Genomic DNA, 13,627 nt, shown 5'->3' on the forward strand with positions numbered 1-13,627 from the left:
GCGGCAGAGGTCGACGTGCAGGCGCGCCACGAGCGGAACGCTCGCGGTCATCTGGTGCGCAACTGTGGTCAACATGTTGAACACGCTAACACTTCTCCTTTGAGAATCTCAAAGGCGCCCTTTGAGCCATGGTCGCGCCGGAACGCACGAACGCCCCAGCGTTACGGGTGGTGTTCCCGTGACTGGGGCGGTTCGGAGTGTGAGGAAGGTAACCGGGCAGCTGCCCGGAGCGGCGCGCTACGCGGCGCGGGCGGCGTCGTCGGCCGCGTCCTCCTGGCCGCGGTTCTCGGCGAGCTTCTGCTTCGCGCCCGCGACACGTCCGGAAATCTGCACGGACATCTCGTCGCGCTGCTTGCGCAGGAGTACGAAGGACAGCGGCGCGGAGATCAGCAGGGCGAGCAGCACGATCCAGGCGAAGTTCGCGTCGCCCAGTCCGGCGGGCACCCAGCCCAGGTTGACGAATACGGCGACGAGCACCAGGCACCCGACGAAGATGCCCAGGCGCATCGCGGTGTAGCGGATCGTCGCGCTCGGCTTGAGGGACACGGTGACCCCTTCTCTCTCGTCTTCGTACGGCGGCACGTGCCCGTCCAGTGAAGCACGCCGCGGCCGGGCTCCGGTCCGCCGGGGTCGGCGGCCCCGCGCGCCCGCCGTCAGTGCAGCGGGAGCAGCATCGTGATGTCGTCGCGGTCGTCGCCGGGGGCCACGCGGATGGCGTCGGGGACGCGGCCGACCTCCTTGTAGCCGCAGGCCGCGTAGAAGTGCTCCAGGCCCAGGCCGCCGCGGCAGGTCAGACGGATCGCCTCGATGCCGTCCAGGGACCGGGCGGCGTCGGCGACGGCCGCCATCAGCGCGCGGCCCGCGCCCCGCCCCTGGAGACCGGGGGCGATCATGACGGTGTAGGCCGTCACCCAGTGCCGCATCAGCCGGTGCGGGTTCAGGGCGAGGACGGCGGCGGCGACGACCTCGCCGGTCCCGTCCCGGCCCACGATCAGGCGGTGGTTGCCCTCCACCATCGCCACCAGGTGCTTGACCAGCGAGGGCCGCACGTCGTCGGTGGTGACCGGCGGGACGAAGCCGACCGCGCCGCCCGCGTTGCTGACGTCGGTCCAGAGTTCGAGGAGTCCGTCGCGCAGGGCCGGGTCGACGACGGGGTCCAACGTGAAAGTAAGGGTCATATCCCAAGAATATCTATTACCAAACGGGCCCGGCAATGCTTTTTCGGCGCCTCTTGCGGCGCCCGGGAGCGGCGCGAGCCCCGGTCCACCAGGACCGGGGCTCGCCACCTCCGTACAACCCTCGTGCGCGTCAGACGCGCATCGCCTGCGGCGACTCGCGCAGGTCGGCGTCCGGGCCGGGGTACTCGCGGATGATCTCGTAGCGCGTGTTGCGCTCGACCGGACGGAAGCCGGCTTCCCGGATGAGCTCCAGGAGGTCGTCCCGGCCCAGCTTGTTCGGGGTGCCGTAGTTGTCTGCGTCGTGCGTGATCTTGTACTCGACGACCGAGCCGTCCATGTCGTCCGCGCCGTGCTGAAGCGCCAGCTGGGCGGTCTGCACGCCGTGCATCACCCAGAAGACCTTCACGTGCGGCACGTTGTCGAACAGCAGGCGCGAGACCGCGAAGGTCTTGAGCGCCTCGGCGCCCGTCGCCATCGTCGTGCGCGCCTGGAGCTTGTTGCGGACCTTGCCGTCCTGCATGTCCACGAAGTCGTGCTGGTAGCGCAGCGGGATGAAGACCTGGAAGCCGCCGGTCTCGTCCTGGAGCTCGCGCAGCCGCAGTACGTGGTCCACGCGGTGGCGCGGCTCCTCGATGTGCCCGTAGAGCATGGTCGAGGGGGTCTTGAGGCCCTTCGAGTGCGCCAGGCGGTGGATGCGCGACCAGTCTTCCCAGTGGGTGCGGTGGTCCACGATGTGCTGGCGGACCTCCCAGTCGAAGATCTCGGCGCCGCCGCCGGTCAGCGACTCCAGGCCGGCCTCGATCAGCTCGTCCAGGATGTCGGAGGCCGACATGCCGGAGATCGTCTCGAAGTGGTGGATCTCGGTGGCCGTGAACGCCTTCAGCGAGACGTTCGGCAGCGCCTCCTTGAGCGCGGAGAGCGAGCGCGGGTAGTAGCGCCACGGCAGGGTCGGGTGCAGGCCGTTGACGATGTGCAGCTCGGTGAGGCTCTCGTTCTCCATGGCCTTGGCCAGGCGGACGGCTTCCTCGATGCGCATCGTGTACGCGTCCTTCTCGCCCGGCTTGCGCTGGAACGAGCAGTACGCGCAGGACGCGGTGCACACGTTGGTCATGTTGAGGTGGCGGTTGACGTTGAAGTGGACGACGTCACCGTTCTTGCGCGTGCGCACCTCGTGGGCGAGGCCGCCGAGCCAGGCCAGGTCGTCGGACTCGTAGAGGGCGATGCCGTCCTCACGGGTCAGCCGCTCGCCGGAACGGACCTTCTCCTCCAGCTCACGCTTGAGCCCAGCGTCCATGCCGGTCCTCTCTTCTGTCTGTCCTGATCTGTCCTGCACTGCCCGTGCCCTGCGCGGTCGCCGCGCCGACCCGTGTCCGGGCGGCCGCAACCGCCACCCACCGTACTCTCAGCCCTCTTCGGGCAGTTCCCCGACCCGGTTCTCCCACTTGGTGGAGAGCACGATCGTGGTGCGGGTGCGCGAGACGCCCTTCGTGCCGGAGAGCTTTCGGATGATCTTCTCCAGGCCGTCCACGTCGCTGGCGCGCACCTTCAGCATGAAGGAGTCGTCGCCCGCGATGAACCAGCAGTCCTCGATTTCGGCGAGGTCGCGCAGCCGGCGGGCCACGTCCTCGTGGTCCGCGGCGTCGGAGAGGGAGATACCGATCAGCGCGGTGACGCCGAGGCCGAGCGAGGCCGCGTCCACGGTCGCGCGGTAGCCCGTGATCACGCCCGCCGTCTCCAGGCGGTTGATGCGGTCGGTGACGCTGGGGCCGGAGAGGCCCACGAGACGGCCCAGCTCCGCGTACGAGGCACGTCCGTTTTCCCGGAGTGCCTGGATGAGCTGCCTGTCCACCGTGTCCATTACGTGGAGCCTTCCATTATTCGGCGATTCTGCGAGTCTAGGTATAGAATCTAAGGCACACAGGGGTCAACACCCTGTGATTTCATTCAACAGATCAAAGACGATCTTCAGGAGTGGTTCACCGTGTACACGATCGAGATGGCCTACGCGCACATGCGACAGCTCCAGGAGCTGGCCAACCGATCCCGCACCGACCAGCCGTCCGCCGCGCACCGCGTCGACAAGATGCGCAAGCCGCGCACCGACAAGAAGCGCTAAGCACCGCTCGCCTCCCGGGGAGCACGGGAACCTCCCAGCTCCCCCTCCCACCTGCGGTACAGCCGGTGCGGCACGCCTGCCGCGTCCAGCACCCGCCCCGCGACGAAGTCCACCAGGTCCTGGATGTGCGTCGCACCCGCGTAGAACGCCGGAGAGGCGGGCAGCACGACCGCGCCCGCCTCGTCCAGCGCCACCAAGTGCTTCAAGGTCTGCCCGTTCAGCGGGGTCTCCCGCACCGCGACCACCAGCCGGCGCCGCTCCTTGAGCGTCACGCTCGCGACCCGCTGGAGCAGGTCCTTGGACAGCCCCAGCGCCACCCCCGCCACGCACGCCGTGGACGCGGGCACGATCAGCATCCCCTTCACCGGGTACGAACCCGAGCTCGGGCCGGCGGCCAGGTCCCCGGCCCCCCAGTGGCGTACGCCGTCCAGCGTGGGCGGGGCGAAACTGCCCGGCTTGCCGTCCGCGCCGCGTTCCAGCCACTGGGCGAGGTCCTCGCGCCAATGGGCGTCACGGAACGCGATGCCGGTTTCGTCCAGCAGGGTGAGCCGCGAGGCCCGGCTCACCACCAGGTCGACGCTTTCCCCCGCCGCGAGGAGCCCGCGGAGCACCGCCGCCGCGTACGGCGTCCCGGACGCCCCGGAAACCCCGACCACCCACGGGGTGCGCTTGCCGTCAGTCATGGCTCCGAGACTATCCGGCCACCGCGAGCGGGCACGGAGTAAGGTGCCCGGACGTTCAAGGGGTGGACACGAAAGACGGGGGCGTTCGCCGTGAACCAGGTGCGCGCGGGGCGGGAAGGGCAGGCGGGACGAGCCGTACGGCAAGGGCGGGGATGCATGGGGCCGGCCCGATCGGGCCGGGGCCGCCGCGAAGCTGATGCTGGGCTGGGTCGCGCTGCTGTGGCTGGTCGAGGCCGTGGACTACGCGCTACAGGGTCAGGCCCCGCGCGGCCAGGTCCAGGACGGCGCAGACGAAGAGCGCGATCCCGATGAAACCGTTCACCGTGAAGAAGGCGCGGTTGAGCCGGGACAGGTCGTGCGGCGTGACGATCGTGTGCTCGTAGAGGAAGGCGGCCACGACGATCACCAGGCCGGCCCAGAAGAACACCCCGGCATGCGTGGCCACCGCGTACCAGGCCAGCAGGCCGGTGGTCACGACGTGCGCGCCGCGCGCCCCCCACAGCGCGGCCGGGATGCCGAAGCGGGCCGGCACCGACTTCACGCCCTCGGCGCGGTCGGCGGCCACGTCCTGGCAGCCGAAGATCAGGTCGAAGCCGCCGATCCACACGCCGACGGCCAGACCCAGGATCACCGCGTCCCAGGACCACGTACCGGTGACCGCCAGCCAGGCCCCGACCGGACCCATCGCCTGGGCCAGGCCCAGGATGGCGTGCGGGAAGTTCGTGAACCGCTTGCCGTACGGGTACACCACCATCGGGATCACGGCGAGCGGCGCGAGCGCCAGGCACAGCGGGTTCAGCAGCGCCGCCGAGCCGAGGAACACCGCCAGCGCCACCCCCGCCCCGGTCCAGGCGGAGCGCACGGACACGGCGCCCGTGACGAGTTCGCGCCCGGCGGTGCGGGGATTGCGGGCGTCGATCTCCCGGTCGATGATCCGGTTGGCGGCCATCGCGAAGGTCCGCAGGCCCACCATGCACACCGTCACGAGCAGCAGCTCGACCCAGTGCATCGTCCCGTCGAGCTGGAACATGGCGGTCAGGGCCGCGATGTAGGCGAAGGGCAGCGCGAAGACCGAGTGCTCGATCATCACCAGCCGCAGGAACGCCTTGACCCGGCCGGGGGCCCGCGGCGCGGGACCGGAACCGACCACCCCGTCGGCTGTCGTCATCATGCGAGGCTCCTGCGGAAGTCTTCGAGATCGGCGCGCAGCGCGTCGGCGTCCACGGCCGGGATCTCCAGCGTGAGCGGGGACAGCTCCTCGCCCTCCGGCGGGGTGATGGTGGACAGGAAACGGCAGTCCGCGCCGCCCGCACCGGGGTAAGCCTGGAGGCGCAGCACTTCGCCCGCCCCGACGATGAACGGCCCGGTCTCGAAGGACAGCTCGGCCAGCAGGCGGCCGGCGAAGTCCTCGGCCTCCGCGTCCCTGAGGCCCGGCAGCTCGAAACCGCCGCCCTCACCGGTCTCGTCCTCCCACATCAGCGCCCAGACGTTGCCGGGCCCCGCGAACTCCTCCGCCGAGACGCCCGCTTGTTCGGCGGCCTCGCGCACCTCCGGGTCGGCCGGGTCCAGCGTCGGTCGCACCAAGGCCACGTAGGCCGTGTCGGTGCCGATGAAGAGCTCGGGTCCGCTCACACCGATCGGGCTCACAGGCCGTACTCCTTCCAGCGGCTGTCGACCAGGGCGGCCGTCGCGGGGTCGGACTCCACCATGTCGGGCCAGCCGCCGTCGCGCGTGTAGCCCTCCTCGGGCAGCTTCTTCGTCGCGTCGATGCCCGCCTTGCCGCCCCAGAACTGCTGGTAGGAGGCGTGGTCGAGATGGTCCACGGGACCCTCCACGACCGTGAGGTCGCGGCTGTAGTCCGTGTTGCCGAGCGCCCGCCAGGACACCTCGTGCAGGTCGTGGACGTCGCATTCCTTGTCCACCACGATGATCAGCTTGGTCAGCGACATCATGTGCGCGCCCCAGATGGCGTGCATGACCTTCTGGGCGTGCTTGGGGTACTTCTTGTCGATCGAGACGATCGCGCAGTTGTGGAAGCCGCCGGACTCGGGAAGGTGGTAGTCCACGATGTCCGGGACGATGATCTTGAGCAGCGGCAGGAAGAAGCGTTCCGTCGCGCGCCCCAGCGGCCCGTCCTCGGTCGGCGGGCGGCCGACCACGATCGACTGGAGCAGCGGGCGCTTGCGCATCGTCACGCAGTCGATCGTCAGCGCCGGGAAGGGCTCCTGCGGGGTGTAGAAGCCGGTGTGGTCGCCGAACGGCCCCTCCGGCAGCATCTCGCCCGGCTCCAGCCAGCCCTCGATGACGACTTCGGCGTTCGCGGGCACCTGGAGCGGGACCGTCTTGCAGTCGACCATCTCGATGCGCTTGCCCGCGACGAACCCGGCGAACAGGTACTCGTCGATGTCCCCCGGCAGCGGCGCGGTGGACGCGTACGTCACCGCCGGCGGGCAGCCGAAGGCGATCGCGACGGGCAGCCGCTCGCCGCGCGCGGCGGCGACCGCGTAGTGGTTGCGGCTGTCCTTGTGGATCTGCCAGTGCATGCCGATGGTGCGCTTGTCGTGGCGCTGGAGGCGGTAGAGGCCGAGGTTGCGCACGCCCGTCTCCGGGTGCTTGGTGTGCGTCAGACCGAGGTTGAAGAAGGAGCCGCCGTCCTTGGGCCAGGTGAACAGGGCCGGGAGGCGGTCGAGGTCCACGTCGTCGCCGGTGAGGACGACCTCCTGGACGGGGGCGGAGTCGCCCTTCACCTTCTTCGGCGGCACGTGCACCATCGAGCCGAGCTTGCCGAACGCCTCGCGCACCCCGATGAAGCCCTGGGGCAGCTCGGGCTTGAGTAGCCCGCCGATCTTGTCGCTGATCTCGGCGTACGACTTGAGACCGAGGGCCTTGAGCAGCCGGCGGTCGGTCCCGAAGACGTTCATGGCGAGCGGCATGGCCGAGCCCTTGACGTTCTCGAAGAGCAGGGCGGGCCCGCCGGCCTTGTTGACTCTGTCGACGATCTCCCCGACCTCCAAGTAGGGGTCGACTTCGGCCTTGATGCGCTTGAGGTCGCCCTCCCGCTCCAGAGCCCGGAGCAGCGAGCGGAGATCGTCGTAAGCCATGGGGCCCAGTATCCGTCACCTACTACCCTGGGGGCGTCACCGGGGCTCCGCGTGGGCCCGCCGCCACTGCCTGGGAGTCGGTCCCGCACCGTGCTGCGCTACCTGCCGTTCCTGCTGATCATCGCGCTGACCATCTACGCCTTCATCGACTGCCTGAACACGCCGGAGGAGGAGGTCAAGCACCTGCCGAAGGTGGTGTGGGTGCTGATCATCCTGCTGTTCTCGATCGTCGGACCGGTGGTGTGGCTGTTCGCGGGCAGGACCCGGACGGCGTCCGGCGGCGGCCGCTCCCGCCGCACCGAATGGGTGGCCCCCGACGACAACCCGGAGTTCCTGCGGTCCTTGCGCGAAGAGCGCGACAAGAACGAGGACAAGGACAAGGACTGACCGCCGGCGCCCCCGCTCAGGGCCGTCGGGTGAGGGGGCGCGCGTAGGAGTCGCGCAGCTCGGCGCGGCGGGCGCGCGACCAGCCGGCGGGGGCCGTCAGCGCCGCTTCGAGGAGTTCGAAGTGCTGGTGCCAGTCCGCCAGGACCTCCGGCGGGCCGGGGCCCGGGCCCTCGCGTTCGTTCAGGAACCGGATCACCGTCGAGTCCGTGCCGACCGGCTCCAGGTGGAAGCGGATCCGGCCGAGCCCGCCGAGGGTGTACTCCACGACCCGTTCGACGTCCCAGGCCGTGATCCGGCCCGATGCCGCCGGGCCGCCGTCGAGCGGGCGCAGGGTGACGGCGCCGTCCAGGTGCCGCTCCAGGACCTCCGCCTCGCCCAGCCAGCCGCGCAGCCCGTCCGCCGTGGTCAACGCGGGCCAGAGGGCCTCGTACGCGTACGGCAGGTGCGGCTCGAAGCGGATCAGCCGGCGGTCCTCGCCGCGGCTTTCGCTGGTGCCATGGCTCACAGGAGACATGACACCAGCGTCCCACTCCCGCCGGTCAGACGCCCGCGTACGAGTGCTTGCCGTTGAGCAGGATGTTCACGCCGTAGTAGTTCCAGATCCAGCAGGCGAAGGCGAACAGCGCCAGGTAGGCGGCCTTGCGGCCCTTCCAGCCCGCGGTGGCCCGCGCGTGCAGGTAGCAGGCGTACGCGACCCACGTCACGAAGGACCAGACCTCCTTGGGGTCCCAGCCCCAGTAGCGGCCCCACGCGTCGCCCGCCCAGATGGCGCCCGCGATGATGGTGAAGGTCCACAGCGGGAAGAACGCCGCGTTGATCCGGTACGAGAACTTGTCGAGCGTGGCCGCCGAGGGCAGCCGCTCCATGACCGAGGTGACGAAGCGGCCCGGCTGCTCGCCGCGCTCCAGCCGGGCCTCGTAGCCGTCGCGGAAGAGGTACAGCAGCGTGCCGGTCGCGCCGATGTAGAAGACCGCGCCGCAGATGATCGCGGTGGAGACGTGGATCCACAGCCAGTACGAGTGCAGGGCCGGGACCAGTTGGTCGCTGGCGGTGTAGAGCCAGGTGGTGGCGATGCCCAGGTCCAGCAGGACGGTCGTGACCAGGATCAGACCCATCCAGCGGACGTTCTTGCCCAGCAGCAGCAGGATCAGGTACGCGGCGACGGCCACCGTGGAGAAGGTGAGCGAGAACTCGTACATGTTGCCCCAGGGGGCCCGCTTCACCGACGTCGCGCGCGCGACGACGCCGGCCGCCTCGATGAGGAACGCGAGCGCGGTCAGCGAGACCGCGATCCGCCCGTACAGGTCGCCCTGCTCGGTGCCGCCCGCGGCGCCGGGGCCGTCCGGGACGTCACGGGTGCCGGCAGCGGAGCGGGTGACGACCTTCGGCCGGTCCAGGACGGTGGTGCCGCCCTTGGCGCGCACCTGCACCGCCGGGGCCGCGGCGGCCTTGGCGCCGGTCAGTGCGGCGGCCGTACGGCCGACCTTGCTGCGGCTGCCGAAGATCCACTCGGCGATGTGGGCGAGGAAGGCGAGCGTGTAGACCGCCATCGACGAATAGACCAGGTAGTTGCTGATCTGGGCCAGGTTCTCATTGGCCTCGGCTGCGAGCGGCGTCATCCGCGCTCCCCTTCAACGGTTTCCTTGACAGGTTGGTCGGGCGCCGAGGGCGCCTGCTGGTGGAGCACGGCGGCGAGCGCGGCCAGCTCCTCCGGGAGCTTGGTGGACTCGCTGCGGCCCAGGGCCGCCATCTCGACCACGGTCACCCCGTCCTCGCCCCTGACCGCCCGGACCCAGATCCGGCGGCGCTGGATGAACAGGGAGGCGGCCAGGCCGCCGATGGCGGCGACGGCGCCCGCGAGGGCGAGGCCGCTGCCGGGCTGGTGGGTGATCGAGAAGGTGGCCCAGCGCTCGATGCCCTCGAACTTCACGGTGCCCGCGCCGCCCGGCAGGGTCATCGTCTCCCCGGGCAGCATCTTCTGCTTGAACAGCTGGCCCGAGTCGTCCTTGAACATCTGCATCTTCGACGTGTCGAGCTGGTAGACGTTCTGCGGCAGACCCGAGTCCACGCCGAGGCTGCCGTGCCAGGCGCTGAGCATGAGCGCCGGGAAGTCCAGGTCGGGGAACTGGGAGAACATCGTTCCCTTGCCCTCGCCCGCGTAGGTCGGCACGAACATGGCGCCGAAGCCGAGCTGTTCCTTCTTGCCGTCCTTGTCCTGGTAGCCGTCGGTGACCTTGACGGCGCCGGAGGAGGTCAGGTTGGAGTCCTGCGGCAGCATCGGCACGGCGTCCTTGAAGATCACCTTGCCGGTGGGGTCGGTCACCGAGACGATCGGCGCGTAGCCGTGGCCGAGGAGGTAGACCTTCGAGCCGTCGACCTCCAGCGGCTTGTTGACCTCGATCTCCCGCTTGTGCGGTGCGCCGTCCGCACCGTCGCGGAAGGTCACGTACGCCTTGAAGTCGCGCGCGGTGCCCTTCTGCGGGCCGGTCTTGGCGTACGAGGCGTCGAACCGGTCCAGGGTGAAGGAGAAGGGCGGCAGGTCGTCGGGGGTGAAGAAGGACCCCGACTTGAAGTCGTCGTACTGGGTGAGCGTGTTGGAGAAGCCCTTGCCGCGCAGGACGAGCTTGCCGCCCTCGGACTTGTAGAGCTGCCCCCAGGCGAAGGCCACGAGCATGACGATGAGGGCGATGTGGAAGGCCAGGTTCCCGGCCTCGCGCAGATAGCCCTTCTCGGCGGCCACCGAACTGCCGGCCGTCTCGGTGCGGAAGCGGCTGCCGCCGAGCACCTTCCCCGCCGCCGCGATGACCTCGTCGGCGGGCTTCTCCGTACGCCACGTCGTGTACGCGGGCAGCCGGTCCAGCCGCCTCGGGGCGCCGGGCGGGCGGCCGCGGAGCTGGCCGACGAACTGCCAGGAGCGGGGCAGGATGCAGCCGATCAGCGAGATGAACAGCAGCAGGTAGATCGCGGAGAACCACACCGAGCTGTAGACGTCGAAGAGCTGGAGCTTCTCGGCGACGGTCACCCAGGAGGCGTGCTCCCGCTTCCAGGTGGCGACCTTCATCGCGTCGACCTGGGTCTGCGGGATGAGCGAGCCGGGGATGGAGGCGAGGGAGAGCAGGAACAGCAGGATCAGCGCCACCCGCATGGAGGTGAGCTGGCGCCAGAACCAGCGCAGCCAGCCGGTCAGGCCGATGCCCACGGGGCCGCCGGGGGCGTCCTCCAGGGGGGCGGTGGACAGCTGCGCCCGGGCGGCGGCGTCGTCCGTCTGCTGGGACGCGTCGGTCTTCCGGGAGGCGTCGGTCTGCTGGGACGCCTCGGGGGACGCCTTGTCGGTCGTACTCATGTCCGTGTAGTCCTCAGATCCCCACCGTGAAGCCGTTGGTCCAGCTCTGCATGTCGCTGATGAGCGTGCCCCACCAACCTGTGACGAGCAGCAGTCCGGTGACGATCAGCATGCCGCCGCCGATCCGCATCACCCACGCGTAGTGCCGCTTCACCCAGCCGAACGCGCCGAGCGCCTTGCGGAACGCGAGCGCCGTGAGGATGAACGGCACGCCGAGGCCGAGGCAGAACACCGTGGTCAGCAGGGCGCCGCGGCCCGCGGTCGCCTGATCGATGGAGAGCGTGTTGACGGCGGCGAGGGTGGGCCCCATGCAGGGGGTCCACCCGACGCCGAAGAGTACGCCGAGCAGGGGCGCGCCGATCAGACCGGCGGCCGGCTTCTTGTGGAAGCGGAACTCGCGCATCGTCAGACCGGGGATCGCCCCCATGAAGAACAGGCCGAGCAGGATCACCAGGCCGCCGAGGACGCGGGCTATGACGTCCTTGTTCTCCGCGAGCGTGTCGCCGAAGTAGCCGAACAGCGCGCCCGTCGAGACGAAGACCGCCGTGAAGCCGAGGACGAACAGGCTCGCGCCGGCCAGCATCCGGCCGCGCCGGGCCTCGGCGAGGTCGGCGCCGCCGACGCCGGTCACGTACGAGAGGTAGCCCGGGACCAGCGGCAGCACGCAGGGCGAGAAGAAGGAGACCAGGCCGGCCAGCAGGGAGAGCGGCAGCGCGAGCAGCAGCGCCCCGTTGAGGACGGTGGTGTTCACGCCGGTCGCCTCGGCGGCGAGGAGGTGGAGCTCGGTGCCCACGGGGTCACTTCTCCGCGAGCAGCGGGTCGATCATCGAACGCAGCCGGCTCTCGTTGAGCGCGACCAGCGTGCGGGCGGCGATCTTGCCCTCCTTGTCGAGGACGACCGTGGAGGGGATCGACTGCGGGTTCAGCGTGCCCTTGGGGAAGCGCAGGATCAGCCGGCCGTCGGGGTCGTAGAGGCTCGGGTAGGTGATCCCGAAGTTCTCTTCGAAGGCGGTGGCGTTCTGCTTGCTGTTGTCGCGGATGTTCAGGCCGACGAAGGCGACGTCCTTGCCGCCGTCGGCCAGCTCCTTCGACACCTTCGCGAAGTACGGGGCCTCGGCCCGGCACGGCGGGCACCAGGAGCCCCAGACGTTGAGGACGACGACCTTGCCCTTGAGGGTGGTCGTGTCGAGCGTCTTGCCGTCGACCGTCTCGCCGTCGAGCTTGGGCGCCTGGGTGCGCTCGCCCTTGGCGACGGTGGAGATGCCGCCGGAGCCCGCGACGTAGTTGCCGCCGGCCGAGCCGGAGGGCTTGCTGCTGGCCGAATCCCCGCACGCCGTAAGGGTGAGGGCGCTCGCGAGGGTCACCGCGGTCAGCAGGCTGACGCGGCCGCTGGTCGAGCGGCGGCTACTTCGGCGGGCAAGCGCGCGGCTAAGGCTCATGTGAAAAGTTTCGCATGACCGATTTGCGGATCTTCCGCGCCCCCCGGGCGTGTGTTAAGCCGCTGGTCAGCTGAGGGAGAGATACGTGCGCCAGCCACCGGCCGGCTCCTGGCCGGGGGTGAGGGCGCGCAGCTTGGCGAGGAGGCGCGGGTCCTGGACGTCGAGCCAGTCCGCGAACTGCCGGAAGGATACGAGCCGTACGTCCCTTTTGTCCGACATGCCCTTGAGGGCTTCCTCGACGGCGTCCATGTAGATCCCGCCGTTCCACTCTTCGAAATGATTTCCGATGAACAGGGGCGCGCGGTTCGTCTCGTACGCCCGCTTGAAGCCGCTCAGGTAGGCGCCGGTGGCCTGGGTGCGCCAGAACGGGTAATTGCCGGGAACGCCCCGGGTGGTGTTGACGGACTGGTTGGCGAGGATGTTGTAGTCCATCGACAGCACCTCGAAGGAGTGCCCGGGGAAGGGCATCGACTGGAGGGGCAGGTCCCACATGCCCTCCCGCTTCTGCGGCCACCGCTGGTCGCCGCCGGGCGAGGAGGCGTCGTAGCGCCAGCCGAGCTTGCGGGCGGTGGGCAGCAGGTTGTCCTGGCCGAGCAGGCAGGGGGTGCGGGCGCCGACCAGTTCCTTGCCGTAGTCGAAGGGCAGCGGTTCGAGGTCGGCGAAACCGGTGTTCGTCCGCCAGTTGGTGACGAACGACACGGCCTGGTCGATCTCGCTCCGCCAGTCCTCCTGGCTCCAGTGGGCGACGGAGCCGGAGCCGGTGCAGAAGTGGCCGTTGAAGTGGGTGCCCACCTCGTGGCCGTCCAGCCACGCCTGGCGCACGTGGGTGAGGGTGGCGCGGATGTGCTCGTCGCTGAGGTAGCCGATGTCGGAGGCGCCGACGGGGTTGCCGGGCGGCCGGTAGAGGTCCCGCTTGGACTCGGGCAGCAGGTAGAGGCCGGAGAGGAAGAAGGTCATGGCCGCGCCGTGGTCCTTGGCGACCTTGAGGAAGCGCGGGAAGAGGCCGTTGCCCACCTCGCCGGCGCCGTCCCAGCTGAACACCACGAACTGGGGCGGGGTCTCGCCCGGCTGGAGCGGGACGGGCGCGGCCGGCTGGTGCGGCTGCGGGCCGGTGTCGGCGGTGGAACCGTCGCCGATCGGCTTGACGGGGGACGCGCCGCCCCCGGTGCCGCCCCGGGGGTTCGCGGGGCCGGGGCTGCCCGGGCCGGGCGCGCCGCCGCCGCACCCGGCGAGGCCGGCCGCCGCGGCGCCAAGTCCGAGGCCGAGCAACGCCCTTCGGCTGAAGTCGCGCACATCGCTCATGAAATGTCATACAAGCGGACATTCACGGGGAGCGGGAGAGCGACACGGCCCCCCGGAGCGACTTGTACGAAAATAGGC

Annotated in this window: 16 protein-coding genes; 2 read left to right on the plus strand and 14 right to left on the minus strand. The window is 70.0% G+C overall.

The window, feature by feature from the left end:
- Positions 1 to 237: 237 nt before the first annotated feature.
- From ACWGH1_RS18635 to ACWGH1_RS18650, 4 genes are all read right to left on the minus strand, one after another.
- Positions 238 to 546 carry a DUF4229 domain-containing protein gene (locus tag ACWGH1_RS18635; RefSeq protein ID WP_453357146.1) on the minus strand — a complete coding sequence of 103 codons (309 nt, stop codon included), beginning with the start codon at positions 544 to 546 and terminating at the stop codon, positions 238 to 240.
- Between the two features lie 107 nt (positions 547 to 653).
- Positions 654 to 1,178, minus strand: a complete 525-nt coding sequence (locus tag ACWGH1_RS18640) for an N-acetyltransferase family protein (protein WP_453357147.1) — start codon at positions 1,176 to 1,178, stop codon at positions 654 to 656.
- Between the two features lie 130 nt (positions 1,179 to 1,308).
- Complete coding sequence (mqnE, locus tag ACWGH1_RS18645) at positions 1,309 to 2,472, minus strand: aminofutalosine synthase MqnE (RefSeq protein WP_453353238.1); 1,164 nt, start codon at positions 2,470 to 2,472, stop codon at positions 1,309 to 1,311.
- A gap of 108 nt (positions 2,473 to 2,580) precedes the next feature.
- On the minus strand, positions 2,581 to 3,036 hold the full coding sequence (locus ACWGH1_RS18650) for an Lrp/AsnC family transcriptional regulator (protein ID WP_136216558.1): 456 nt from the start codon (positions 3,034 to 3,036) through the stop codon (positions 2,581 to 2,583).
- Positions 3,037 to 3,159: 123 nt separating this feature from the next.
- Here ACWGH1_RS18650 and ACWGH1_RS18655 point away from each other — a divergent pair, with 123 nt between their 5' ends.
- Complete coding sequence (locus ACWGH1_RS18655) at positions 3,160 to 3,294, plus strand: hypothetical protein (protein ID WP_268250203.1); 135 nt, start codon at positions 3,160 to 3,162, stop codon at positions 3,292 to 3,294.
- Here the strand turns inward: ACWGH1_RS18655 and ACWGH1_RS18660 are convergent.
- From ACWGH1_RS18660 to ACWGH1_RS18675, 4 genes are all read right to left on the minus strand, one after another.
- The gene (locus tag ACWGH1_RS18660) at positions 3,291 to 3,977 is read right to left on the minus strand and encodes a UbiX family flavin prenyltransferase (RefSeq protein ID WP_453353239.1); all 687 of its coding nucleotides are present in this window, start codon (positions 3,975 to 3,977) and stop codon (positions 3,291 to 3,293) included. The two genes, ACWGH1_RS18655 and ACWGH1_RS18660, sit on opposite strands and share 4 nt — an antisense overlap.
- Before the next feature lie 247 nt (positions 3,978 to 4,224).
- A complete protein-coding gene (gene mqnP / locus ACWGH1_RS18665) occupies positions 4,225 to 5,148 on the minus strand; it encodes a menaquinone biosynthesis prenyltransferase MqnP (protein WP_453353240.1) in 924 nt (307 codons plus the stop codon).
- The gene (locus ACWGH1_RS18670; RefSeq protein ID WP_453353241.1) at positions 5,145 to 5,624 is read right to left on the minus strand and encodes a hypothetical protein; all 480 of its coding nucleotides are present in this window, start codon (positions 5,622 to 5,624) and stop codon (positions 5,145 to 5,147) included. Before ACWGH1_RS18670 ends, mqnP begins: the two co-directional genes overlap by 4 nt.
- Positions 5,621 to 7,078 carry a menaquinone biosynthesis decarboxylase gene (locus ACWGH1_RS18675; RefSeq protein ID WP_453353242.1) on the minus strand — a complete coding sequence of 486 codons (1,458 nt, stop codon included), beginning with the start codon at positions 7,076 to 7,078 and terminating at the stop codon, positions 5,621 to 5,623. Before ACWGH1_RS18675 ends, ACWGH1_RS18670 begins: the two co-directional genes overlap by 4 nt.
- Before the next feature lie 90 nt (positions 7,079 to 7,168).
- Here ACWGH1_RS18675 and ACWGH1_RS18680 point away from each other — a divergent pair, with 90 nt between their 5' ends.
- The gene (locus tag ACWGH1_RS18680) at positions 7,169 to 7,465 is read left to right on the plus strand and encodes a PLD nuclease N-terminal domain-containing protein (RefSeq protein WP_453353243.1); all 297 of its coding nucleotides are present in this window, start codon (positions 7,169 to 7,171) and stop codon (positions 7,463 to 7,465) included.
- Between the two features lie 16 nt (positions 7,466 to 7,481).
- Here ACWGH1_RS18680 and ACWGH1_RS18685 read toward each other — a convergent pair whose 3' ends face one another.
- From ACWGH1_RS18685 to ACWGH1_RS18710, 6 genes are all read right to left on the minus strand, one after another.
- The gene (locus ACWGH1_RS18685) at positions 7,482 to 7,979 is read right to left on the minus strand and encodes a hypothetical protein (protein WP_453353244.1); all 498 of its coding nucleotides are present in this window, start codon (positions 7,977 to 7,979) and stop codon (positions 7,482 to 7,484) included.
- Positions 7,980 to 8,004: 25 nt separating this feature from the next.
- On the minus strand, positions 8,005 to 9,084 hold the full coding sequence (gene ccsB, locus ACWGH1_RS18690; protein ID WP_453353245.1) for a c-type cytochrome biogenesis protein CcsB: 1,080 nt from the start codon (positions 9,082 to 9,084) through the stop codon (positions 8,005 to 8,007).
- Positions 9,081 to 10,808 carry a cytochrome c biogenesis protein ResB gene (gene resB / locus ACWGH1_RS18695; protein WP_453353246.1) on the minus strand — a complete coding sequence of 576 codons (1,728 nt, stop codon included), beginning with the start codon at positions 10,806 to 10,808 and terminating at the stop codon, positions 9,081 to 9,083. The genes ccsB and resB overlap by 4 nt, the downstream gene beginning before the upstream one ends.
- Positions 10,809 to 10,821: 13 nt before the next feature.
- Complete coding sequence (locus ACWGH1_RS18700; protein ID WP_453353247.1) at positions 10,822 to 11,601, minus strand: cytochrome c biogenesis CcdA family protein; 780 nt, start codon at positions 11,599 to 11,601, stop codon at positions 10,822 to 10,824.
- Between the two features lie 4 nt (positions 11,602 to 11,605).
- On the minus strand, positions 11,606 to 12,247 hold the full coding sequence (locus tag ACWGH1_RS18705) for a TlpA family protein disulfide reductase (RefSeq protein WP_453353248.1): 642 nt from the start codon (positions 12,245 to 12,247) through the stop codon (positions 11,606 to 11,608).
- A gap of 66 nt (positions 12,248 to 12,313) precedes the next feature.
- Entirely contained in the window at positions 12,314 to 13,540 is a 1,227-nt protein-coding gene (locus ACWGH1_RS18710) for a hypothetical protein (protein ID WP_453353249.1), read from the minus strand.
- Positions 13,541 to 13,627: the final 87 nt, after the last annotated feature.

It is taken from the genome of Streptomyces sp. NPDC054883 (assembly GCF_053610645.1).

What these genes read in the sequence shown, in the direction of transcription:
- ACWGH1_RS18640 (WP_453357147.1), bottom strand. Translation starts at nt 1,178, where the DNA reads ATGACCCTTACTTTCACGTTGGACCCCGTCGTCGACCCGGCCCTGCGC.
- mqnE (WP_453353238.1), bottom strand. Translation starts at nt 2,472, where the DNA reads ATGGACGCTGGGCTCAAGCGTGAGCTGGAGGAGAAGGTCCGTTCCGGC.
- ACWGH1_RS18650 (WP_136216558.1), bottom strand. Translation starts at nt 3,036, where the DNA reads ATGGACACGGTGGACAGGCAGCTCATCCAGGCACTCCGGGAAAACGGA.
- ACWGH1_RS18660 (WP_453353239.1), bottom strand. Translation starts at nt 3,977, where the DNA reads ATGACTGACGGCAAGCGCACCCCGTGGGTGGTCGGGGTTTCCGGGGCG.
- mqnP (WP_453353240.1), bottom strand. Translation starts at nt 5,148, where the DNA reads ATGATGACGACAGCCGACGGGGTGGTCGGTTCCGGTCCCGCGCCGCGG.
- ACWGH1_RS18675 (WP_453353242.1), bottom strand. Translation starts at nt 7,078, where the DNA reads ATGGCTTACGACGATCTCCGCTCGCTGCTCCGGGCTCTGGAGCGGGAG.
- ACWGH1_RS18685 (WP_453353244.1), bottom strand. Translation starts at nt 7,979, where the DNA reads ATGTCTCCTGTGAGCCATGGCACCAGCGAAAGCCGCGGCGAGGACCGC.
- ccsB (WP_453353245.1), bottom strand. Translation starts at nt 9,084, where the DNA reads ATGACGCCGCTCGCAGCCGAGGCCAATGAGAACCTGGCCCAGATCAGC.
- resB (WP_453353246.1), bottom strand. Translation starts at nt 10,808, where the DNA reads ATGAGTACGACCGACAAGGCGTCCCCCGAGGCGTCCCAGCAGACCGAC.
- ACWGH1_RS18705 (WP_453353248.1), bottom strand. Translation starts at nt 12,247, where the DNA reads ATGAGCCTTAGCCGCGCGCTTGCCCGCCGAAGTAGCCGCCGCTCGACC.